This window comes from Kiloniellales bacterium (genome assembly GCA_030064845.1).
Lineage (GTDB): Bacteria > Pseudomonadota > Alphaproteobacteria > Kiloniellales > JAKSDN01 > JASJEC01.
The window spans coordinates 1-21,958 of record JASJEC010000054.1; the positions used below are offsets into that span (position 1 = coordinate 1).

At 68.7% G+C, this 21,958-nt stretch carries 21 protein-coding genes and 1 tRNA gene; 9 read left to right on the top strand and 13 right to left on the bottom strand.

Going from position 1 to position 21,958, the window contains the following annotated elements; all coding sequences use genetic code 11:
• The 3 genes from QNJ67_17055 to QNJ67_17065 all read left to right on the top strand — a co-directional run.
• Positions 1 to 338 (top strand): ABC transporter ATP-binding protein (locus QNJ67_17055; protein ID MDJ0610687.1); only part of this gene is annotated, 338 nt, incomplete at its 5' end.
• A gap of 34 nt (positions 339 to 372) precedes the next feature.
• Positions 373 to 1,404 carry an MlaD family protein gene (locus QNJ67_17060; protein MDJ0610688.1) on the top strand — a complete coding sequence of 344 codons (1,032 nt, stop codon included), beginning with the start codon at positions 373 to 375 and terminating at the stop codon, positions 1,402 to 1,404.
• Positions 1,401 to 2,060: an ABC-type transport auxiliary lipoprotein family protein gene (locus tag QNJ67_17065; protein ID MDJ0610689.1), complete on the top strand. Its 660-nt coding sequence runs from the start codon at positions 1,401 to 1,403 to the stop codon at positions 2,058 to 2,060. The genes QNJ67_17060 and QNJ67_17065 overlap by 4 nt, the downstream gene beginning before the upstream one ends.
• A 93-nt stretch (positions 2,061 to 2,153) precedes the next feature.
• Here the strand turns inward: QNJ67_17065 and QNJ67_17070 are convergent, their stop codons facing one another.
• The 6 genes from QNJ67_17070 to QNJ67_17095 form a co-directional block, all read right to left on the bottom strand.
• Positions 2,154 to 3,395, bottom strand: a complete 1,242-nt coding sequence (locus tag QNJ67_17070) for an MFS transporter (GenBank protein ID MDJ0610690.1) — start codon at positions 3,393 to 3,395, stop codon at positions 2,154 to 2,156.
• Between the two features lie 156 nt (positions 3,396 to 3,551).
• Positions 3,552 to 4,520 carry a D-glycerate dehydrogenase gene (locus tag QNJ67_17075; GenBank protein MDJ0610691.1) on the bottom strand — a complete coding sequence of 323 codons (969 nt, stop codon included), beginning with the start codon at positions 4,518 to 4,520 and terminating at the stop codon, positions 3,552 to 3,554.
• Positions 4,521 to 4,668: 148 nt separating this feature from the next.
• Positions 4,669 to 5,553: an EamA family transporter gene (locus QNJ67_17080; GenBank protein ID MDJ0610692.1), complete on the bottom strand. Its 885-nt coding sequence runs from the start codon at positions 5,551 to 5,553 to the stop codon at positions 4,669 to 4,671.
• A gap of 63 nt (positions 5,554 to 5,616) precedes the next feature.
• Entirely contained in the window at positions 5,617 to 5,910 is a 294-nt protein-coding gene (locus QNJ67_17085; GenBank protein MDJ0610693.1) for a GYD domain-containing protein, read from the bottom strand.
• A 210-nt stretch (positions 5,911 to 6,120) separates the two neighbouring features.
• On the bottom strand, positions 6,121 to 7,077 hold the full coding sequence (locus tag QNJ67_17090) for an alpha/beta hydrolase fold domain-containing protein (GenBank protein ID MDJ0610694.1): 957 nt from the start codon (positions 7,075 to 7,077) through the stop codon (positions 6,121 to 6,123).
• A gap of 11 nt (positions 7,078 to 7,088) precedes the next feature.
• A complete protein-coding gene (locus QNJ67_17095; protein MDJ0610695.1) occupies positions 7,089 to 8,405 on the bottom strand; it encodes an FAD-binding oxidoreductase in 1,317 nt (438 codons plus the stop codon).
• Between the two features lie 512 nt (positions 8,406 to 8,917).
• On the opposite strand from QNJ67_17095, the gene QNJ67_17100 reads away from it, so the two are divergent.
• From QNJ67_17100 to QNJ67_17110, 3 genes are all read left to right on the top strand, one after another.
• Positions 8,918 to 9,127 (top strand): cold-shock protein, encoded by a 210-nt coding sequence (locus QNJ67_17100; protein ID MDJ0610696.1) that lies wholly within the window; start codon positions 8,918 to 8,920, stop codon positions 9,125 to 9,127.
• Positions 9,128 to 9,398: 271 nt separating this feature from the next.
• Complete coding sequence (locus QNJ67_17105; protein MDJ0610697.1) at positions 9,399 to 9,662, top strand: hypothetical protein; 264 nt, start codon at positions 9,399 to 9,401, stop codon at positions 9,660 to 9,662.
• Between the two features lie 251 nt (positions 9,663 to 9,913).
• Entirely contained in the window at positions 9,914 to 10,936 is a 1,023-nt protein-coding gene (locus QNJ67_17110) for a zinc-dependent alcohol dehydrogenase family protein (GenBank protein MDJ0610698.1), read from the top strand.
• Between the two features lie 220 nt (positions 10,937 to 11,156).
• On the opposite strand, the gene trxA is transcribed toward QNJ67_17110, so the two are convergent.
• The 4 genes from trxA to QNJ67_17130 form a co-directional block, all read right to left on the bottom strand.
• Positions 11,157 to 11,495, bottom strand: coding sequence for a thioredoxin (trxA, locus tag QNJ67_17115; GenBank protein MDJ0610699.1), 339 nt, complete (start codon positions 11,493 to 11,495; stop codon positions 11,157 to 11,159).
• A 222-nt stretch (positions 11,496 to 11,717) separates the two neighbouring features.
• Positions 11,718 to 12,788, bottom strand: coding sequence for a hypothetical protein (locus tag QNJ67_17120; protein ID MDJ0610700.1), 1,071 nt, complete (start codon positions 12,786 to 12,788; stop codon positions 11,718 to 11,720).
• A gap of 291 nt (positions 12,789 to 13,079) precedes the next feature.
• Positions 13,080 to 14,582 (bottom strand): hypothetical protein, encoded by a 1,503-nt coding sequence (locus QNJ67_17125; protein ID MDJ0610701.1) that lies wholly within the window; start codon positions 14,580 to 14,582, stop codon positions 13,080 to 13,082.
• Positions 14,583 to 14,762: 180 nt separating this feature from the next.
• On the bottom strand, positions 14,763 to 15,794 hold the full coding sequence (locus QNJ67_17130; GenBank protein ID MDJ0610702.1) for an AraC family transcriptional regulator: 1,032 nt from the start codon (positions 15,792 to 15,794) through the stop codon (positions 14,763 to 14,765).
• Positions 15,795 to 16,049: 255 nt separating this feature from the next.
• Here QNJ67_17130 and QNJ67_17135 point away from each other — a divergent pair, with 255 nt between their 5' ends.
• A complete protein-coding gene (locus QNJ67_17135; protein MDJ0610703.1) occupies positions 16,050 to 16,469 on the top strand; it encodes a response regulator in 420 nt (139 codons plus the stop codon).
• A 198-nt stretch (positions 16,470 to 16,667) separates the two neighbouring features.
• Here the strand turns inward: QNJ67_17135 and QNJ67_17140 are convergent.
• Positions 16,668 to 16,744, bottom strand: a tRNA-Arg gene (locus QNJ67_17140).
• A gap of 202 nt (positions 16,745 to 16,946) precedes the next feature.
• On the bottom strand, positions 16,947 to 17,894 hold the full coding sequence (gene pip / locus QNJ67_17145) for a prolyl aminopeptidase (GenBank protein MDJ0610704.1): 948 nt from the start codon (positions 17,892 to 17,894) through the stop codon (positions 16,947 to 16,949).
• An 89-nt stretch (positions 17,895 to 17,983) separates the two neighbouring features.
• Between pip and QNJ67_17150 the strand changes: the two genes are divergently transcribed.
• Positions 17,984 to 18,760 (top strand): TIM barrel protein, encoded by a 777-nt coding sequence (locus QNJ67_17150; GenBank protein ID MDJ0610705.1) that lies wholly within the window; start codon positions 17,984 to 17,986, stop codon positions 18,758 to 18,760.
• Positions 18,739 to 19,542: a thermonuclease family protein gene (locus QNJ67_17155; GenBank protein ID MDJ0610706.1), complete on the top strand. Its 804-nt coding sequence runs from the start codon at positions 18,739 to 18,741 to the stop codon at positions 19,540 to 19,542. The genes QNJ67_17150 and QNJ67_17155 overlap by 22 nt, the downstream gene beginning before the upstream one ends.
• A gap of 181 nt (positions 19,543 to 19,723) precedes the next feature.
• Here the strand turns inward: QNJ67_17155 and QNJ67_17160 are convergent, their stop codons facing one another.
• Positions 19,724 to 21,916, bottom strand: coding sequence for a methyl-accepting chemotaxis protein (locus QNJ67_17160; GenBank protein MDJ0610707.1), 2,193 nt, complete (start codon positions 21,914 to 21,916; stop codon positions 19,724 to 19,726).
• Between the last annotated feature and the right edge of the window lie 42 nt (positions 21,917 to 21,958).

The window sequence follows — 21,958 nt, forward strand, 5'->3', positions numbered from 1 at the left end:
GCATGCGCAAGCGGGCCGGCCTGGCCCGGGCGCTGGCGCTCGACCCGGAGATCCTCTTCCTCGACGAGCCGACCGCCGGGCTCGACCCGATCGGCGCGGCCAAGTTCGACGAGCTGATCGCCGAGCTGCAGCGTGCCCTGAAGCTGACCGTGGTAATGGTGACCCACGACCTCGACAGCCTGCACGCCATCTGCGACCGTCTCGCCGTCCTGATCAACAAGAAGGTCAAGCTCGGCACCATCGAGAGCCTGAGGCGCGAGCCCGACGCCTGGATCCAGGACTACTTCGGCGGGCCGCGCGGACGCGCCGCCGAGGTGTCGGCGGCGTCGGGATCGTAGGCCCAAAGACACCCGGGCAAGGAGCCGGAACATCATGGAAACCCGCGCCAACTACCTACTCGTCGGCGGCTTCGTGCTCGCCTTCTCCGCCGGGCTTCTGGGCTTCGTCATCTGGCTCGCCAAGTTCGAGTTCGACACCGAGGTCGCGCGCTACGACATCCTGTTCGAGGGCTCGGTGACCGGCCTCCAGGTCGGCAGCACGGTGCGCTTCAGCGGCGTCAGGGTCGGCGAGGTGATCGATCTCCACCTGGACAAGGTCATGCTGGGGCAGGTCAAGACGACGATCGAGGTGCAGGCCGACACGCCGGTGCGCGAAGGCACCACGGCGAGCCTGGAGATCCAGGGCCTGACCGGCGGGCTCTACGTGCTGCTGTCCGGCGGCTCGGCGGACGCGCCGGCGCTGACCGCCAAGAGCGGTCAGCGCTATCCCGAGATCCCCTCGCGCCAATCGTCGCTCGAGCAGGTCCTGGCCGGCGCGCCCGATCTGCTGGAGGGCGCCAACCTGCTGCTGGCGCGCGCAAACCGGATCCTCAACGAGGACAACGCCGCCAACCTGAGCCGGATCCTGGAGAACGTCGAAGCCTTGACCGGCGCCGTGGCTGACCAGAACCAGGAGATCGCGACGCTGATCTCGGACGCCTCGGCGACCATGAAGAACCTGCGCGAGGCCTCGGCCGCGGCGGAGAACTTCGCCGGCAATCTCGACCGCAAGACCGATTCCCTGTTCAAGGAGGCCGAGTCCTCGCTGACGGCGGTGCGTGAGCTCGCCGGAACCCTCGACGGCTCGGTGGCCGGCGTCGAGCAGGACTTCAATGTCCTGGTCAAGGATCTGCAGGCGACCGCCAAGCAGGCGAACGCGGCCCTCGGCGAGATGGAGGCCCTGCTCGTGGAGAACCGCGAGCCGATCAAGGAGTTCACCTCGGTCGGCCTGCTGGAGCTCAGCAACCTGATCGTCGAAGCGCGCGAAGTGATGCTCGGCCTGAACCGGGTGACCAGCCAGGTCGAGCGCGATCCCGCCCGCTTCCTGTTCGGCAACCAACAACAAGGCTACGAGACCAATCAATGAGTGAAGCTCTCCGCACCCGCCGGCTCTTTCTCAAGTCGCTGGCCGTCGTTCCCGCGGCCGGCGCGGCGGCCGCCTGCGAAACGATCGTGCCCGGCCAGGGCCCGCCGCCGACGATCTATCGGCTGACGCCGAAGAGCACCTTCGACGAGAGCGTTCCCACGGTGGAATGGCAGCTCGTGCTCGAGGCGCCGCTGGCCAACGCAGGGCTGAACAGTCCGCGGATCGCGCTCTGGCCCAATCCGAAACAGCTGAAGTACTACGCGCGGGCGAACTGGACCGACCGGGCGCCGGCCATGATCCAGACGCTGATCATCGAGTCCTTCGAGAACTCGGGCCGGATCGTCTCGGTCGGACGCGAGTCGGTCGGCCTCAGGGCCGACTTCATCCTGAAGACCGAGATCCGCGAGTTCCAGGCCGACTACAACGGTTCCGGCAATCCCTCGGCCCACGTCGGCATCAACGCCAAGCTGGTCCAGATGCCGAGCCGCCGGATCGTCGGCTCGCAGAACTTCGACCAGGTCGTGCCCGCCGCGGCGGACCGGCTCGACGACATCATCGACGCCTTCGACGATGCCCTCGGCAAGGTCCTCAAGCGGCTGGTCAGCTGGACCCTGATCACCGGACAGCGGAACTACCGTCCGCGGCGGCGGACCTAGAGCGGATCATGTTTTGACGGAAACGCTTCGCGGTTCCGGCAAAACATGTGAATCCGCTCGATATCAATTTGTTAGAGCAGACCCGGGTCTGCTCTAAGCGTCACGCCGCGCGGCGGCCGTCACGGCGGCGCGCCGGCGCCAGACCAGCGCCCAGGCCAGCACCGTCAGCAGCGCGCCCGCGGCGACGGGCAGGCGCAGGCCTAGGAGCTCCGAGGCCCCGCCCATGATCAGCGCGCCCAAGCCCGGACCGGCCCGAAAGATCAGCCCGTAGAGCGCCATGACCCGGCCGCGCAGCGGACCGTCGACGGCGAGCTGGAGCACGGTCTGGGTCGCGATGCCGCTGGTCACGGCGGCGGCGCCGGCCAGCAGCAGCGCCGGCAGGGCGAGGGCCAGGCTGGGCGCCGCGACGAAGCCGATGAGCGCGACCGCGCCGACCAGCGGGCTGGCCAGCGCCAGGGGCGCCAGCGGCCGGGCCGGATCGCGGCCGGCCAGCCACAGGCCCGTCGCCATGGCGCCGAGCCCGAGGGTCGCGGTCATCATGGCGAGGCCCGGGGCGCCGCTCGCGAAGACCGCGTCGGCGAAGCCGGGCAGCAGCTCGACGAAGGGCCGTGCGCAGACGCTGACCGCGGCGAGCAGCAGGAGCAGCGGGGCGATCGCGCCGTGGCGGCGGACGTAGCCCAGGCCCTCGGCGATCCCGGCGAGCGCGCCGGCCGCCCCGCCGCCGCCCCGCGCCGGCCGCGGCAGCACGATGCGGAACAGGGCCAGGATGAACCAGGCCGAGGCCAGGGTCTTGGCCGCGAAGGCGACCTCGACGCCATAGGAGACGATGGCGACGCCGGCCGCCGCCGGGCCGACGAAGCGCGCCGTGTTGAAGATCACCGAGTTGAGCGCGACCGCGGCCGGCAGGTCGTCGCGCGCCACCAGGCTGGGAACCAGCGCCAGGCGGTTGGGCTGGTTGAAGGCCACGACGATCCCGTGGAACAGCGTGAGGGCGAGCAGCCACCAGATCGTTATGAGATCCGAGACGGTCAGCGAGAAAAGCGACAGCGACTGCAGGAACATGAGGCTCTGCCCCAGCCGCAGCGCCTTGAGCCGGTCAAGGCGGTCGGCCAGCGCGCCGGCCAGGGGCGCGATGACGACGGTCGGGCAGAGCTCGGCGAAGGCCAGGATCCCGAGCCACGCGGCCGAGCCGGTGAGCTCCCAGGCCAGCCAGCCGACCGCGACCCGCTGCATCCACATGCCGACCAGGGAGACCGAGGAGCCGGTGGTGTAGATCCTGTAGTTGGGCGTCCTGAGGACCCGGAGGATGCGCCGAGGACCGGCCGAGGGGGACATGGCGCGGGCCCTAACAGGCTGCTGAAAACGTGCCCAGCCCGGCACCATCACCCTTCGACAGGCTCAGGGTGAGGACGCTGTATCGCAGGTACTTATCCTCATCCTGAGCCTGTCGAAGGATGACGGTGATCAAGGTCTCAGTTCTGTCTGGAGCCGTTAGACGATGCGGTTCGGCGGCGAGCCGCCGCTGAAGAAGGCGCTGGCGTTCTCGACCACCTTCATGCCCATGGCGACCCGGGTGTCGATCGTGGCGCTGCCCAGGTGGGGCAGCAGGACCACGTTGTCCATGGCCAGCAGCTCGGGCGGGACCCTGGGCTCGCTCTCGTAGACGTCGAGCCCGGCGCCGGCGATCACGCCTCTCTTCAGCGCCTGGACCAGGGCCGGCTCGTCGACCACGTCGCCGCGCGCCGTGTTGATCAGGTAGGCCGTCTTCTTCATGCGCTGGAGGCACTCTTCGTTGATCATGTGCCGGTTCGCGGACCCGCCGGGACAGTGCAGCGAGACGAAGTCCGACTCCTCCAGCAGCTTGCCCAGGGTGGCGCAGGGCTCGACCCCGGCGGCGCGCGCCTCCTCGAAGGAGGGAATGTTGCGGCCGTAGCTCAAGACGCGCATGCCGAAGCCGGCGCCGGCGCGGCGGGCGACCGCCTTGCCGACGCGGCCGAGGCCGATGACGCCGAGCGTCTTGCCGGCGACCTGGGCGCCCATCATGTGGGTCGGCCGCCAGCCGGTCCAGGCGCCCGCGCGGACGTGGCGCTCGCCCTCGGCGGCCCGGCGCGCCACCATCAGGATCAGGGTCATGGTGAGATCAGCGGTCGCGTCGGTCAGCACGCCGGGGGTGTTGGTGACCACGATGCCCCGCGCCTTGGCCGCCTGGATGTCGATGTGCTCGACGCCGACGCCGAAGTTGCCGAGGAAGCGGGCGCGCACCGGGCCTGCCAGCACCGCCGCGTCGATCCGGTCGCTGACCGTGGCGAAGACCGCGTCGGCGCCGCCGAAGGCGGCCTTCAGCGCGGCGCGGTCCATCGGCCGGTCGTCGGCGTTGAACTCGGCGTCGAACAGCTCGCTCATCCGCTGTTCGACCGCCTCCGGCCAGCGCCGGGTGACGATCACCTTGGGCTTGCTCATGGGGGTCCCGGTCCAGGTTCGACCTCGCGGCGACGTATGCCAGAGGACAACTTCCAGGGCAAGGTCGGCACGGCCGGGACAAACGTCGCCGCAAAAATGTTCCAAGAAGGAAAAATGCTGCAGAAACGGGGCCGCGCGCGGATCGTGCTCAGCCGCCGGCCGCGCCCTCTGGCTTCGCCGCCATGCTGCCGCGCTTGAACACGATCATCGCGACCCCGGCGACCACGACCGCGCCGCCCAGTGCGACCGATGGCTGCAGCCGCTCGCCCAGCAGCGCCATGCTGCCGAGGATGGTGAAGACCGGCAGCGTGAGCAGCACCGGGGCGACCTGGCCCACCGGGTGCTTCTCCAGCACGTGGTACCAGATGCCGTAGCCCAGGGCGGTCATCACCACGCCGAGGTAGACCACCGTGCCCCAGCCGACCCAGGTCGCGGTCCGGATCGCCTCGAGCTGGCCGCTCTCCAGGACCAGCGAGGCGAGGATCATCTGGGGACCGCCGAACACGCCGACCCAGGCGATCAGCGCGAAGCCCCCGATGCCGCCGCCGAGCCGCTTGACCATGATCTGAGCGACCGACCAGGTGAAGGCGCCGCCGACCACCAGCAGCATCGGCCAGAGCTGGCCCTGCAGCGTCGGCTGGCCGGCAATCAGGGCGACCCCGGCGAAGGCAACTGCGATGCCGGCCAGGCGCTGCCGGCCGGGCCGCTCGCCCAGCAGCAGCGCGCCCAGCATGGTGGCGAAGGGCACCTCGAGCTGGATCAGGATGATCGCCAGCGAGGCGTCGAGGAACAGCAGCCCGGTGAAGGTCAGGCCGTACTGCAGGGTCGCGCCGACCGCCGCGACCCAGAAGATTCCGCGCAGCTTGCCGCGCGGGATCGGGACGAACCAGACCAGGATCAGGGCGGTCAGCGAGAAGCGCAGCCCCATGAGGAAGAGCGGCGGGAACTCGTCCAGCCCGGCCTTGGCGAAGGTAACGCCGAGGCCCCAGATCAGCGGCACCATGAAGGCCAGCGCCCAGTCACGCGGCGGCATGCGACCTCACAATCGGACTGCGGCGAAGGCCGCTTCCGGCGAACCGGCGCCAGCGGCCTGGAGTCAGGCCAGCGACGCGACGATCTCCCGATAGGCGGCCTCCGGGAAGGCCTTCAGCGTGCGCGTCTTGACGAAACCCTGCTGCGCCAGCTGCAGGGTGAAGCGCGCCGCCACGGCGTCGTCGGGCGCCTCGTAGACCGCGATCATGTCGTAGTCGCCCATGGTCATGAAGAAGGACTGGAAGCGGCCGCCGACCTCCTCCAGCGCGCTCTTCGCGGCGTCGAGGCGACGCGGCGAGTCCCGCACGTTCTTGGCGCCCTGCTCGGTCCAGTTGGCCAGCATGATGTAGATCGTCATGACGAGGTCCTCCTCTCTGACAACGATCTTCTTGGCGCAGCCGAAGCTGCTTCCTGCCCATCATACGCCAACTAGAGCGGATCATGTTTAGATGGAACCACTTCGTGGTCTCCAACTAAACATGTGAATCCGCTCTACGACATAGGTTTAGAGCAGATTCACCGGGTTTGATGGATCGCCTATGGCGATTCAGTCAAACCCGGATCTGCTCTAGGGGGCGAGTTGGGACGACAGCCAGCGGGCGCCATCCTCCAGCGCGCTGCGCGCCAGGTCGACCATGCGGCTGAGGTGCAGGAAGCCGTGCAGCACCCCGGGATAGACCGTGAGGTCGTGGGGCACGCCGGCCGCCGCGGCGAGCTCCGCCAGGGCGCGGCTGTCGTCGAGCAGCGGGTCTAGCGCGGCGGCGCCGATGAAGAGCGGCGGCAGGCCCGCCGGGTCCCGGGTGAGCAGGTCGATCCGCGGGTCCGCCCGGTCGGCCGGCGAGCGCACCAGGCAGTCGCGGTAGTAGTCGAGGTCGCGCGTTGAGAGCCCGTCCTCTGGCCCGCCGTAGAGCCGGCGCGAGGCCGAATCCTGGAGCCCGTAGGCGCCGTAGTAGAGCAGGCCGGCGGAGAGCGTGGGGCCCCGGTCGCGGCATTCGAAGAGCGCGGCGAGGCTGAGGTTGGCGCCGGCCGAATCCCCGCCGACCGCCAGGCGCGCGGGATCGAGCCCCCAATCGCCGCCGAGCGTGGCGCAGGCTCCGACCACCGCCAGCGTCTCGTCCAGCGCCGTGGGGAACCTGTGCTCCGGCGCGAGGGAATAGTCGACGCCGACCACGGCGAAGCCCGACTCCAGGGCCAGGACGCGCATGATCTTGTCGTGGGTGTCCAGGCTGCCCATGATCCAGCCGCCGCCGTGCAGGAAGATCAGCGCCGGCAGGTCGGTCCGTTCGCTCGGGTGGTAGATCCGGATCGGGATGTCGCCCGCGGGGCCGGGCAGCTTGTCCTCGAACACCCGCGCCACTTCGGGCCGGTCCGCATTCCAGAAGCGCCGCTCCTCGGCATAGAGCCGGCGCAGCTCCGGGATCGGGAGGTCGGGGATCGCCGTGAGGCCCGGCGCGAGGTCCTGGCTCTTGCCGAGCGCCGCGGCCATCTGCGGGTCGAGCCGCGCGGCGAGATCGATCCGGGCCATTCGGCGAGCGCCTAGAGCATGGTGTAGAGCTCGAGCTTCGAGCCGTCGGTGAAGCGCGAGAAGCGGAAAGGCTCCAGGTCGACGCGGGCGCGGCCGTCGACGATCAGCTCCGACAGCAGCATCCCGGCCCCCGGCCCCATGCCGAAGCCGTGGCCCGAGAGCCCGGTCAGCAGGTAGTAGCCCTCGATGCCGTCGACCTGTCCCATCACCGGGATCGCGTCGGGCGTGGTCTCGATCATGCCGGCCCAGCGCTCGGCGACCTCGAGGCCGGCGAGCTGCGGAAAGTGGCGCTTGGCCGCCGCCATGACCTTGTCGAGCAGGGCGTGGTCGGGCTCGGGGTCGAGCACCCGGTGGCGCTCGAAGGGGCTGACCTCGTCGGCCTTCCAGCCGCGCCGCCAGGAGAGCTCCTCAAGGAAGGAGCCGGTGACCCGGAACTTGGTGGTGCGCCAGGTCTCGCGCACCGCCGGCAGGAACTGGCGGAAGTAGCGGAAGGAGTCGGGCACGATCTCGTAGGTGTGGACGCTGCTCTGGGCGATGGAGTAGCCGCCGTCCTGGCGCCGGCGCAGCGCCACCTCACCGCAGGAAAAGGCGCTCTCGGTCACCAGCGGCGCGGGCTTGCTGCGCTGCACCGAGGCGCGCACCTTGAGCTGGGGCAGGTCGAGGCCGAGGTTGCGGCTGAACAGGCTGGTCCAGGCCCCGGCGGCGCAGACCACGGCCTTGCAGGCGATCGGGCCCTTCTCGGTGACCACGCGGGAGACGCGGCCGGCCTCGGTCTCGAGGGTGCGGACCGCGCAGTCGGTCAGGATCGTCACGCCGAGGCGCTCGGCGGCCTCGGCGAGGGCCGGCACCGCCTTGCCCGGCTCGGCCCGGCCGTCGCTCGCCGTGTGGAGCGCGCCGGCCCACCTGCGGCCTTCCTGGCCGAGCAGCTCGTCGGTCTCCTCGGGCGAGAGGATGCGACTGTCGAGCTGGTACTGCCGGGCGTGCTCGAGCCAGGACTCGAAGCCGGCCATCTCCTTCTCGCTCTCGGCCAAATAAGTGACACCGCCCTGGTGCCAGCCGAGGTCGGCCCCGATCTCCGCCTCCAGCCCTTCCCAGATCCGGAGGCTCTCGATGATCGCCGGCAGCTCGCGCGGGTCGCGGCCCTGCTTGCGCACCCAGCCCCAATTGCGCGAGGACTGCTCGCCGGCGATCCGGCCCTTCTCGCAGAGCACCACCGGCAAGCCCCGCTTGGCCAGAAAATAGGCGGTGGAAACCCCGGCGACGCCGCCGCCGATCACCACCACCTCGGCCTGTTCCGGCACGCCGTTCGGCCTCGACCCCTCGCTCATTCCCAACCCCTCGCTCGACCCCCGAACAATGGCTGGGCCGGGGCCGGCGCGTCAATTGCGGCGTTGGTTCACGCGGGCTTCTCAAATCCAAGGTCTGTCCCGAACAATTGCTACCTGGTGAAGTCCAAGCTAGGTCCCAGATGGAAATGTAATCGCGGATATCGTGCCCTCGAAGGCGCCTGCGTCGTCCTGAGCTTGCCGGAGAACGCCTATCTCGATTTCTCAGGAAACGGCTGGGAGTGCGAGAAGCCCTACAAGAAGCGAGAGGACGCGTGCGTCCTGCCTTGATTGCATTGCGCGATGCGCAGTAGAGCCGCGGCCGGCGCTTGGGGCAGCTTGTTGACTTCTCGGAGAAATGGCCCATCTTGCCCAGACGTTGCATTTGTTTGGTGCTACCTAAACGACCGGTACGCCGATTAGCTTAGTGATCCCCTGACAATGTGGACGTGAAACCGGAGCGCAGCGCCATCTCGCGGCCGCGCCCGCAACCCCTGTTAGAGGAAGATAGAAGAATGGCTACTGGTACTGTTAAGTGGTTCAACCCGGTCAAGGGTTTCGGCTTCATCCAACCGGAAGATGGAGGCAGCGACGCCTTCGTGCACATTTCGGCCGTCGAACGCGCCGGCCTGAGTTCGCTCGCCGAAGGGCAGAAGGTCTCCTACGAGCTCCAGCCGGGTCGTAACGGCAAGTCTTCGGCCGAGAACCTTTCCCTGATCGACTAAGCGTGAGGGCCGCCGCCTCCGGCCACAACCGGAGGCGGCGCCGCGACGTAGGCCAGACCGTCATCCGGATTTCCCTCGCGCCGCGGGCGAGGAACGGCAAAATGGGCGGGTTCTTGCGGGCCCGTGGAAACGGCGGCGAACCGGGGAAGGGTTGCGCCTGCCGCGCGTGCCGGACGCTAGAGCGGATCATCTTTAGATGGAACCCCTACGTGGTTTCCAACTAAACATGTGAATCCGCTCTACATCCAAGGTTTAGAGCAGATTCACCGGGTTGATGGATCGCCCGTGGCGATTCCTCAAACACGGATCTGCTCTAGGAGGGAAGCGAGAAGCCAAACCCGAGGACATCACTATGCGGAAATCAGCGAGAGCGAAGGCCGAACAGATGTTCGCCGCATCACAGAAGAAGTCCGATGAGTATCGGAAACAAAAAGAAAAGGCCGAGCAGGAATCCGACGCGCAGATCGCCAAGCTAAAGGCCCTGCGCCTGGCCAAGGAAGCGGCCGAAAAAAAGACCGCCGAGAAAGCCGACTAGGGCGATCGCGCCGAATAGGGCGTTTACCGGGGCGCGCGGGCCCTCTGCCGCGCTGCGCGAAGCCCTAAAGACACGGCAGACCTGCTCCGGGCACCGTGGGTCCGCGGAGAGATCAAGAGGAATGCCGGAAGTGCTGCGACGACGCGAGACAGCGTCGGCGGGACCAGATCTTGCCAAGACCCGGCCACGGGAAGGCGAAGGCTCATGACCTGAGTCATGGCGGTGGGCGCGCCGCCGGATAGGCTCGTCGCATGGGCGCGACCATGAAGGCCATGCTGCTGGAGCGGATCGTGTCGCTGGACGACTGCGACACGCCGCTGACACTGGCAGAGATCCCCCGGCCCGAGCCGGGGCCGCGCGAGGTGCGCCTGAAGGTTCTGGCCTGCGGCGTCTGCCACACCGAACTCGACGAGATCGAGGGCCGCACGGCGCCGCCCCGCCTGCCGGTGGTGCCGGGCCACGAGGTGATCGGCCGGGTCGAGAAACGCGGGCCGGGCGCCGAGCGCTTCGCCGAGGGCGCGCGCGTCGGCGTCGGCTGGATCCACCACTCCTCGGGCGGGTCCCAGGAGAACCTGAGCGCGGCCTTCGTCGCCACGGGGCGCGACGTCGATGGCGGCTACGCCGAGTACATGACCGTGCCCGAGGCCTATGCCGCACCGATCCCCGAGGTCTTCGCCGACGCCGAGGCGGCGCCGCTGCTCTGCGCCGGGGCGGTCGGCTACCGGTCCTACACCCTGGCCGGGCTGCCGCCGGGCGGGCGCCTCGGCTTGACCGGCTTCGGCGGCTCGGCCCACCTGGTGCTGCAGCTCGCCCGCCACCTCGATCCGGACTGCCGGGTCCACGTCTTCGCCCGCGACAAGGCGGCCCGCGAGTTCGCGCTCGAGCTGGGCGCCGCCTGGGCCGGCGCGACCGAGGACTGCCCGCCGGAATCGCTCGACGCGATCATCGACACCACGCCGGCCTGGAAGCCGGTGGTCGAAGCGCTCGCCAGCCTCGCGCCCGGCGGCCGCCTGGTGATCAACGCGATCCGCAAGGAGGAGGGCGACAAGGCCGAGCTGCTGCGGCTCAGCTACCCGGCGCACCTCTGGCTGGAGAAGGAGATCAAGTCGGTCGCCAACGTGACCCACGCGGACATCGAGGCCTTCCTGAAGATCGCCGCCGAGATCCCGATCCGCCCCGAGGTCGAGACCTATCCCCTGGAGCGGGCCAACGAGGCCCTGGTCGCGCTGAAGCGCCAACCGGTCAGAGGCGCCAAGGTGCTGGTGATGGAGTGAGGGGCGGCAGCCATTAGCGGGCCGTGCTGTCAGAACGGCGGCTGAAAGAGTGCTTAGCCGGCACCATCACCCTTCGACGAGCTCAGGGTGAGGGCGAAATGTTTCAGGTACTCACCCTCATCCTGAGCTCGTCGAAGGATGACCGTGATCAAGGGCTCGGAAGCTCTTTGGCGGTCGAATAGCGGCGGCGGCCGTTAGCGGGCCGCCGCTCAGAAGGGCTTCACGAAAGATGGGCGTCGATGGCGGCCTTGAGCGCGGCCTTGCCCTGGACGCCGACCAGAGTCTGGACCGCCTTGCCGTCCTTGAAGAGGACCAGGGTGGGGATTGCCCGCACGCCGTAGGCGGCGGCCTTCTCCTGGTTCTCGTCGACGTTGACCTTGGCGATGGTCGCGGCCTCGCCGTAGTCGGCGGCGAGCTCCTCCAGCAACGGGGCGATCGCCTTGCAGGGGCCGCACCAGGGCGCCCAGAAATCGACCAGGACGGGGCCCTCCCGGTCGAGGGTCGAGTCGAAATCGGCGTCGGTCACGGGGATCGGCTGGCTCACGACGTTCGTGCTCATGGATCTTCTCCTTGCTTTAGGCTGTGTACTGCAGGGGTGACGACGGAGCCTTCTCCGCGAGTCCCGTCAGGAAACGTTCCGCGCCAAGACACTTGGATCTCGATATTGGCAAGGAAGAGCGCCTCTTCAACAGCGGTGTTGCCGCCGCCGAAGGGCGCGGCCAGGGCGGTGCTCGACTAGGCGCGGGAGGCGGCGCTGGCGACGCTCGACTGAGGCGCGCGCTCAGGCCGGTCCGCCGGTCAAGAGCGCCTCGAGGAACAGCGGCAAGGGGCCGGCAAGCAGCGGCCCGATGACGGCCAGCACCTGTCCGGCTTGGGACCTGAGATCCAGGGTGAAGCCCTGCTGCTTCAGCCAGTCCCCCGGGTCGCGCCGGGCCGAAAGCTGGCCGATCGGTCCGGCGAGGCTTTTCGCCCGCTGCTGCAGTTGCAGCGCCGTCGGCAGATAGATCGACAGCAGGATCGCGCAGAAGCCGACGGCGTAGTAGGTGAGAACGGAAAGGGCCTGCTTGGCAACGGTGTTGACGGCGGTGCCGTCGAGCACGAGGCCGGGCAGACGCATCCAGAGGTGCATCGTGATGATGCCCACGATCATCAAGGCGGTGGCAGCGTAGAGGATGTGATTGAGTGCCCGCAGCTGTTCGTTCAGGCCGTCAACCAGAACCTGGCGATCGGCCTCGATGCTGGGCGGCGGTACGTCCGGCTCGGCAAGAACCGTGCAAAGGGCTGCGACCAGGGAGCACTGCGCCAGGAGCGGGAGGAAGTTCCCCAATTCGACATGAAGGCGCAGCCACTGGGCGGCGGTCAGCGGCGCGTCCGGGCCGAGGCCGCAGATCCCGATGCTGCGCGCGGGGAACTCGACCCGGCCGAGCGTGCCCGCGATCAGGTCCACGCCGATCGCCCGGAAGGCCGGAAGGTTGCCCACCTCGTTGCCGAGCGACGAGAAGAGGCAGAGCTGCAGCAGATCGCCGTGCAACGAGAAGATCAGAGCGAGAGCCGCCGTCGCGACAATGCCGAGGACCACGAGACGTTGCGTGCCGCGCGTGCGTGAAAAGATCTGACGGAGCGCGAAGTAGGTCACGGGGATGCACAGGGTCGTCACCGCCAGCACGGCCGCGAGATAGAGGTAGTGCCCCGCGATCAACTCGGCGAGTTTGGCCTGGGGTTCGAGCCCGGCCCAAGCCGTTTCGGCGAGACGGCCCGGCTGCGCCCGGTAGAGCAGCCCGAGAGTGAGAAGCATGGCGCCGATCGGGAACAGGATCAGCCCCAAATGGCGATAATCGAAGCGCCATGCCATGGAATAAGGCCCCCCTTCCTACCGGCCCTGGTCGTGGTCACGCATCCATGCAGGGTTGCAAGGGAAGCGCGTTCCGAAGCGCAATTCAAGGACGTCTGCGTGCGGCAGGGCGGGCGTCGATTGCCTGGCGCGGCGGCGATGGAGCGGCCTACTCGGGCCTGAAGCCCAGGCGGACCACCTCCTGCCGGGCGGCCTCGTCTTCCAGACCGTTGATCGCCGAGAGGAACATGGCCGACCCCAAGGTGCTCAACGTTCCGTAAACGCCGGGGACCGCGATTTGGTCCGGATTGGCTAGTTGGCGGCTCCTGATTCAGGGCCTTCAGGTTTCGGCGGGTCGAGCTCGATGTCGGTGAACGCCTTCTTGTAAGCATTCAGGCAGTCGCCGAACTTGTAATCCTTGACTGCGCACTCTTTGAGAATCGCGTCGTCTTGCATCGACTCGATGTTTTCTCCCCTCTTGTGGCGTGCTTCGGCCAGGATTGCCGCCAGATAGGCCGCCACATAATCCGTGAACACGTCGTTGTGATGCTTGATGAACGTGCTATCGGTCTGCACGAAGGCTAGCGGCTCGTACGGGCCGACCTTGAAATGGTTCAGCTTATCTCTTTCGGGTATGCATTCAGGGCCCTCGACATAGGAGATGTAAAAGAGCTCACCGTCCGGTGAAACGCGAAAGCATTTGTCAGGGCGGCCAAGCGTCTGGCACTCGGGGCGTTTTGATTTTTTGCCGCACAACTGGCCGGTCTGGAACGGCAAGTAGTGGCCGACGGCTGTCGTAGTCATTTCTTCCTCGTGCACGGCGTGCACGCGTTTGAGTTCGGCGTCTTTCCAGGTCAGCATGCCGAGCCGCTGTCCTGTCCTGAAATATGATCTGGTTGCCTTATCGCCATCCGAGGTGATCACGTGCATGAGGCGATCCTGGTTCTTCGGGTAGCACCTGCCGGAGACCACCTCTTTCAACTGGTACACCTCGTTTGCTTCCATGGCTGCGTTCAACAGCGCGACACCATGCCCGAACGGCCGGCTCACGACGCAGCCTTCCTTCGAATCTTTCGCAGGCTCCGCTGAAATGACCCTTTCCAACAAAACCTCGTTTATGGCCGACAATACGATTGCGCCGCCAAAGCTGTGGCCCACGACCAAGTAGAGATTTCGATTGACCTCTTTCTTGCGGTCTTCCCGCCCGATCAAGATCTGTTCGAGTTGTATCAGCAGTTCGGTCACGCCACCCTTGCCGATCTTCTCCGCAACATTCTTTCGGTCCCAGAATGTGAGCTCCTCGACCACGGGCAGTGTGATCGATGAACCACGCCAGCCGACATAGATGCCGATCAGCTTGCGCGGTCGCTTTGCCAGTTTTCTTTCTCGGTGCTGCTCTGAGCCCAGCCGCGCGGCCTTTCTGAGGAGGTTGCGGAATTGCTCGACGTTTTCATCCTCCGGGGATGCATTGTGCTTCCAGCCATGCACAAACACGACCACCATGACGCCCTCGTAGGGATCCGTCGGTCTCGGGTTGGCTGACTCACGCACATGGTCCAGGACCAGCTTCAAGCGGTCTCGATCGAACACATTCCCGCGTTCGGTGAACTCGACGAACGCGAGGTCGTAGACTTCACTGTCACCGGCGTTGTGATGCTCCTCGATGGTCGCACCCATGCAGCCTTCGGTGCACGGCATCTTGCCATTCGTTCGGTAGGGTTTGTTCTCCGCGCAACCGGCCACGACTGACGCGACGAGCCCCATCAGGAGAGGAGTAAAACAGGCGAAGTGTTTTTGGGTCATATCGGCAAACATCAGAATTCTTCAGGTAAAGGTCCCATGTTGGTGCAAACCAATAGCCCAAGCTGTGGCTTTTCTCACATTTTCACAGGTCCAAGCTGCCGCTATCCGAGCCCAGTTTGCTAGCCAGGGATCCAGATGGTTCCAGGTAAAGCCGCAGCCTGACAGGTCGGGATTGCCGCCGCGGCCTTATCTTCAGCCCGAGCCAGGGGCCGAAGGCTGCGGCTTCTGGCGGCTGTCGACCGGCGCCGCCCCGGTCCAGCGGCGGTAGGCGCGCGAGAAGGCGCTGAGCTCGGAATAGCCGAGCAGGTAGGCGACTTCTGAGATGGTCAGCCGCCCCTCGTCCAAATAGCTTTCGGCCAGTTGCCGCCGGGTGCCCTCGACCAGGTCCCAGAACGCGATGTCCCGTTCCTTGAGGCGGCGCTGCAGCGTGCGGGTGCCGAGCCCCAGCTCGTTCGCGACCCGGGCCAAGCTCGGCCGTCCGTCCTTGAGCGAGGCCGCCAGCAGCTCCTGTATCTCGGCGGCAAGCCCGTCGCCCTGCGGGACCGCCTGGAGCTGGGTCTCGATCTGGGGCACGAGGGCTTGGAACAGCCGGGGATCGGCGGTCTTCAGGGGGCGGTCCAGAAAGCCGCGCTCGAATACCAGCTGGTTCGAGGCCTGGCCGAAGCGGAGCGGCGCGCCGAAGAAGCGTCGGTGCTCGGAGTCGTCGTCCGGCGCCTCGTGCTCGAAGCAGACCGCCTCGGGAAACCAGCGGGTGCCCGTGGTGTCCCGAAAGGCGTTGAAGGCGAGCGCGAGGAGGCGCTCGTTGTACTGCCGGCGCGCGGTGATCTTGGCGTCCGTGAGGCGGAAGCCGAGCCGGGCCTGCGCTTCGTCCTGCTCCAGCGCGACCTCGAGGCGGTCGACCTGCATGCGGATGAAGCGGGTCAGGTTGACGGCCGCGGCACCGACGGTCGGTGCGCTCAACATGGCATAGCCGAGCACCCCCGCCTCGGAAAGATGGTAGGCGGCGCCGTGGTGCAGGCCGAAGCAGGGGTCGCCGGTCTCTCGGGCCGCCAGCTCCAGCAGGCGGACGAAGCGCCGGAGCGGGATCCTGTTCGAGGGGTCGCGGAAGGCCTCGGGCGGGAGCCCGGCCTGGTTCAGGAGCGGCGCCGGCGGCACGCCGGCCCGTTCGAGGGCCGCAAGGATTCCGGAACCTGCCGCGGCGAGTATCTTCGGCTCGAGTGGCAAGGCTCGTCTCGTCAGCGGAAATTCGCCAATCAAACGCGCTGTTTATGGGACGAAGCCTTGAACAGCAGGCACCGGCTGTCAAGCTTTTGACGCCATTGGTCAAGCGGGCCCGCCTGGCGGCCCCCAATTCTCGTCCCAGAACGGCCGCCGGCGCTGAGAGCCGGAGCGGCTGAGGAACCCGATTTTTACCCGATCTTTCAACCGGCCGGAGCCGCGCGCCGCGGCTGTCCCGCCCTGCCTATTGCGAGAACTGGAATGTCCAAGCAGAAACTTCTGGCCATCGACTGGCCGCCCTCCTTTGCGCGCCGGGTGCGCCAGGCCGCGGCCGAAAGCGGCCTGGAAGTCCGGATCGCCGAGAGCCCGCAGGAGTTCATGGCCCTCTACCCCCATTACCAGCCCGACATCGTGGCCTTTCAGGTCTTCATGATGGAGGTCGACGGCATCGAGCTGGTCCAGTGGCTGGGCGCCCAGGAGCGCAAGGCCAGCGTGCTGCTCTCGGCCGACCACGAGCCCCGCTACGCCGAGGCCGCAAAGGCGATCGCCGAGACCGTGGGCACGGTCGAAGTCACCGTGGTGCCCAACGCGCTGGACCAGCGCCAGTTCCGGGCCACCCTGGCCAGTTTGGCCCAGGCGGCGCGCCACGGCGGCGAGGCGAAGGGCCGGGTGTGTGAGTGACAAGGACGTGCGGTCGTAAGACCGCGTCGCGCTACAGCTTTGATCCTGACCCTGGCGAGCCGTTGCGACTTGGGATACATCGACCTGGAGCAGAGATCACTGCAAACTGTCGAACAAAGCCCTTCGGCCCGAAGGTGTAACCCATGTCTCCGGTACAAGGTGTTACCTATGTCTCCGGGCCGGACACAACGGAGAGTTTGGCGCGCCCGGGAGGACTCGAACCTCCGACCCCTTGATTAGGAATCAAGTGCTCTATCCGACTGAGCTACGGGCGCTCACCCCGCCATCACGGTCCTCAGCCACGGTCCGCACGGCGGTCTTCGACGCAATATACTCACTACCACAACAACTTGGCCACCGCAGGTCCTCGGATTAGGAATCCGTCGCTCTATCCTACTGAGCTACGGGGCCGCTTGGGCGCCCCTTATACGCCGATCCTCTATGGAACCCAAGAGTGTGCGGACGCGCCGCCCTCGCCTAGCCCGCCGCGAACTTGCGGGTGGCGGCGACCAGGGCCGCGCGGATGCCGGGCTCCATGGCCGAGTGGCCGGCCTCGGGGATCACCTGGTAGTTGGCCTCGGGCCAGGCCTGGTGCAGCGCGTCGGCGGTCGCCGTCGGGCAGACCATGTCGTAGCGGCCCTGGACGATGACCGCCGGGATGTCGCGGATCGTCTCGACGCCGGCGAGCAGCGCGCCCTCTTCCAGGAACAGGCGGTTGACGAAGTAGTGCGCCTCGATGCGCGCGAGGCCGAGCGCCATCCCGTCGTCGGTGAAGGCGGCCACGGTCTCCGGGCTGGGCAGCAGTGTGGAACAGGCGCCCTCATAGGCGCTCCAGGCGCGCGCCGCCGGCAGGTGGACCTCCGGGTCGGGGTCGGTGAGGCGCCTGTGGTAATTGCCCAGGAGGTCGCCGCGTTCGGCCTCGGGCAGGTGCCCGGCGAAGGGCCGCCAGACGTCGGGGAAGAAACGGCCCATGCCGTGCAGGAACCAGTCGATCTCCTGGGGCCGGCCGAGGAAGATGCCGCGCAGGACCAGGCCGGTCACCCGCTCCGGGTGGGCCTGGGCGTAGGCCAGCGCCAGGGTCGAGCCCCAGGAGCCGCCGAACACCAGCCAGCGCGCGATGCCGAGCGTCTCGCGCAGCAGCTCGATGTCGCCGACCAGGTCGGCCGTGGTGTTCGCGGCCAGCGCGCCCAGCGGGGTCGAGCGGCCGGCACCGCGCTGGTCGAAGATCACGATGCGGTAGCGTTCGGGATCGAAGAAGCGGCGGTGGTCGGCCGAGGCGCCCGCGCCCGGCCCGCCGTGCAGGAAGACCACGGGCCGACCCTCGGGGTTGCCCGAGACCTCCCAGTACAGCCGGTGCGGCGGCGCGGGCTCGAGCACGCCGGTCTCGTAGGGCTCGATCGCGGGGTAGAGCTCGAAGGCAGTCATGGTGCGGGGCCTTACATCCTTGCGCCGGCGCGGCGGCGGCGGCACCCTCTTAGCGCAGCCCGAGGCGCGCGGCCAGCACCGGGGACGACATGCCACGTTTTTCGATCAACGCCAGCTTCATGCTGCCGGAACATCCCTTCCTCGACCGCTTCGCGGCGGCGGCCGACCTGGGCTTCCGCGCGGTCGACCTGCAGTTCCCCTACGACCACCCGGCCGAGGCCGTGGCGGCGCGGGCGCGGGCCGCCGGCGTCGAGGTCGTGCTGATCAACGTCCCGGCCGGCGACCTGGCGGCGGGCGAGGCCGGGACCGCGGGTCTGCCCGGCCGCGAGGCGGAGTTCAGGGAGGGTGTCGAGGAGGCGGTCGCCTACTGCCGGGCGCTTGACTGCCGCCGGGTCAACGTGCTGGCCGGCACGACCCCGCGCGGGCTGACGCCGAGCGACTGCGCCGAGGTCCTCGCCGCCAACCTGCGCCACGCCGCCGAGCGCTGCGCGGCCGAGGGGATCACGGTCATGGTCGAGGCGCTCAACGGCCGCGACAACCCGGGCTTCCTGCTGCAGACCACGGACGAGGCCCTGGCGGCGATCGCGCGGGCGGGGCACGGGAACCTGCGGCTGCAGTTCGACCTCTATCACCGGCAGGTCATGGAGGGCGACCTGATACGCGGCCTGGAGGAGAACCTGCCGCGAATCGCCCACATCCAGTTCGCCGACAACCCGGGCCGCGGCGCGCCCGGCAGCGGCGAGATCAACCTGTCCGCCGTGTTCGACGCGATCGACCGCCTGGGCTACGGCGGCTGGGTCGGCGCGGAGTACGTCGCGGCGGGTCCGACCGGCGAGAGCCTGGGATGGTTTCGGGAGCGCGCCTGAGCGCCGCCGCCTGCGTCCTACTGGCGGGCGTCCTGCCGGCAAGCTTTCTGCTTGCCGGCGAACAGCCGGCCGACGGAACGACCGGCACGGAGGAGCCGCCGCGGGTCGCCGAGGTCATGAGCGGCGACACCCTGCGCCTCGCCGACGGCCGGGAACTCAAGCTGGCCGCCGTCGCGGCGCCGCAGCCAGCGGGCAGCGACCGGCTGGCCGAGGCGGCGCGGCGGCTGCTCGCGAGCCTGGCGGCCGACAAGCCGCTCAGCCTGGAGTTCGACCGGCGGCCGAGGAACCGCTACGGCCAGCTGCTGGCCCAGGCCCGCGTCCCCGGACCGGGCGGGCGCGAGGTCTGGCTCCAGGCCGCGCTGCTCGAGAAGGGGCTCGCCCGGGTGCGCGGCCTGCCGGAGAACGGCCGGGCCTGGCCGGAGCTGCTGGCGATCGAGGACGCGGCCCGCCGGGAGGGACGCGGCCTCTGGGCCTACCGCGGCTTCGCGGTGATCGGCCCGGAAGAAACGGACCGCTATATCGGCAGCTTCCAGATCGTCGAGGGCCGGGTGCTCTCCGCCGCGGTGATCAGGCGGCGTGGCTACCTCAACTTCGGCGAAGACTGGAAGACCGACTTCACGGTCAGCCTGGACCGGGCCGCGCTCAAGCGCTTCGAAGAGAGCGGGCTCGCGCCGGCCAGCCTCGAGGGCCGACTCCTGCGCGTGCGCGGCTGGCTCGATTCCTACAACGGCCCGATGATCGAGGTCGCCTACCCGGAACAGATCGAGCTTCTGGAGCCGTAAGCGAGAACCAAGAAAGAGGGTTCACCACAGAGAACCAAAAAGGATTTGGTTGCGCGCGAAGCGCGCCAAAACAAACCTTTGGTTTTTCCTCTGTGTTCTCTGTGTCTCTGTGGTGAGAAAGTGTTTTTGGCCCTCAGCCACAGATCCCCTCTCGCCTTCGAGAAGCGCCAAGTCTGTCCGTTCAGGCGGCGCGCAAGCCGTGGAGGAAGCGCTGCACCTCGCCGCGCAGCGCCTCGGCCTCGCGGGTCAGGTCGCCGACCGAGTCGAGCACCTCCCGGGCCTGTTCGCCGGTCTGGCCGACGGTCTCGGTGACGCCGTCCAGGTTGGCCGAGACCATGGCCGCGCCATTCGCGGCCTGGGCCACCTGGTCGGCGATCGCCTCGGTGCCGCCGCTCTGCTCCTGGATCGCCTGGGAGATCTCGCCGGCGATGCCGTCGACCCGGGTGATCGCCTCGCCGATGGTGTGGATCGCGCCGACCGCCGACTTGACGCGGTCCTGCATGGCCGAGATCTGCTGGCCGATCTCCTGGGTCGCCTGCGCGGTCTGGTTGGCCAGGCTCTTGACCTCCGAGGCGACCACCGCGAAGCCCTTGCCGGCCTCGCCCGCCCGCGCCGCCTCGATGGTCGCGTTGAGCGCCAGCAGGTTGGTCTGCTTGGCGATGTCGGAGATCAGCTTGACGATGGCGCCGATCTTGTCGGCGGCGGTGGCCAGGGCCTCGACCTCGCCGTTGGTGGCCTCGGCCTGCTCGACCGCGGCGCGGGAGATGTCTAGCGAGCCGGCCACCTTCTCGCCGATCCGGCCGATCGACTGGGAGAGGGTCCGGGCGGTCTCGGCCGCCCGGTCGACGCTGTCGGTCGCGCCGCTGGTCGCCTCGGCGGCGGCCCCGGCCTGCTGGCCGCTCTGGTCGGCCGCCTGGGAGAGCGTCCGGGCGGCGCTGTCGATCCGGGCGGCGGCGCCGGCCAGGGTCTCGACCAGCCGGCCGGCGTCGACCTCGAAGGCTTCCGCCTTGGCGACGACGACGGGCGCCGCGAGGGGTTCCGGCGGGGTGTCTAGCGGGACTTCGACAGGGGCCCGGGCCTCGGCCGCGCGGTTCTCGGAGAGGGTGTCGCGGAACTGCACCAGGGTCCGCGCCATGGCGGCGATCTCGTCCCGGCCCTCGGTCGGGATCTCGGTATCGAGCCGGCCGGCGGCGATCCCGCTCATGGCCCCGGCGAGGCGGGCGAGCCGGCGCACGATCCGGCGGTTGACGTAGAACACACCGACCAGCAGCGCGCCCAGCAGGCTGCAGAAGGTGAGCGCGAGCAGCCAATTGCGGCCCGAGGCGATCGCCTCCGAGGCCTCGCCGGCGATCGCCACGACGTCGCGTTCGGCCAGGGCGACCATGCCGCTGGCCAGGTCGATGACCTCGTTGGCCGCGGTCCTCGTGTCCTCGAGGATGCGCTCGGCGTCGGCGGCCGCCTGGAGCTCCTGGCCCCTAACCGCGAAGACCCCGGCCTCGCCCTCGGCCAGGGCAAGCAGGCGGTCGAGGTTGCCGCGCAGCCCGGCGAGGCCGGCGACCCCGGAGAGCCTGGCGAAGGACTCCTCCAGGCGCTGCCGCGAGGCGTCGAAGCGCTCGCGCATCGGGGCTATTAGCGCGGCCTCGAGGGCGGTCGCCCCGGCGGCCATCTGGCCGGCCAGCAGGTTGGTCTCCGACTGGATCTCCATCAGCCGCCGGAGACGGGCCAGGCCGGCGCCCATCAACGCCTCGATCGCCGCGGTGTCGCCGGTCTGGGCGTCCTCGCTGCCAATCACCAGCTCGTAGTCGGCGTCGTTGAGCATGGGCACCAGCTCGGCCAGGACCTCGCTGTGCAGCTGGTTGGCGGTCGAGGCCGCGGCGGCGCGCCGCCCGGCGGCCTCGAGGCGGGCGCCGACCGCTGCGTCCAGTGCGGCTACCCGCTCCAGGAGCCGGTCGATCAGAGCCTCGAGCGCGGCCAGGTCCTGCCGGTTCGCGCTGATCCGGGTGAGCTCGGCGAGCGTCGCCTTCATGCGCCCGGCGCCCCGGTCGAGCGCGGCCAGCTGCTGGGACCGGGTGGCCTCGTCGGCAGCGGCGACCAGGGTCGGCGCCGAGGCGGAGAGGGCGGAGCCCTCGGCCGCGAGGCGCAGCGCGAGCCGGACCTGGGGCATGCTCTTGCCGGTGGTGCGCGAGAGGCCGGCCTCGAAGTCGGTGAAGGAGAACCATGCCACGGCGCTGGCCATGACGGTCAGCGAGGCGACGACGGCGAAGGCCATCAGCAGGCGGGTTCCGATGCCCCGGCCCGCGAACTCGGCCGCCGGCGGCATCGCCGTGGACGGCATCGCCGCGGCGGCGGCGGGATCTTCTGGCTGTTGGATCATGGTCTTGCGGTCCGGAACGAGACTGGTGGCCGGACGGCGCCT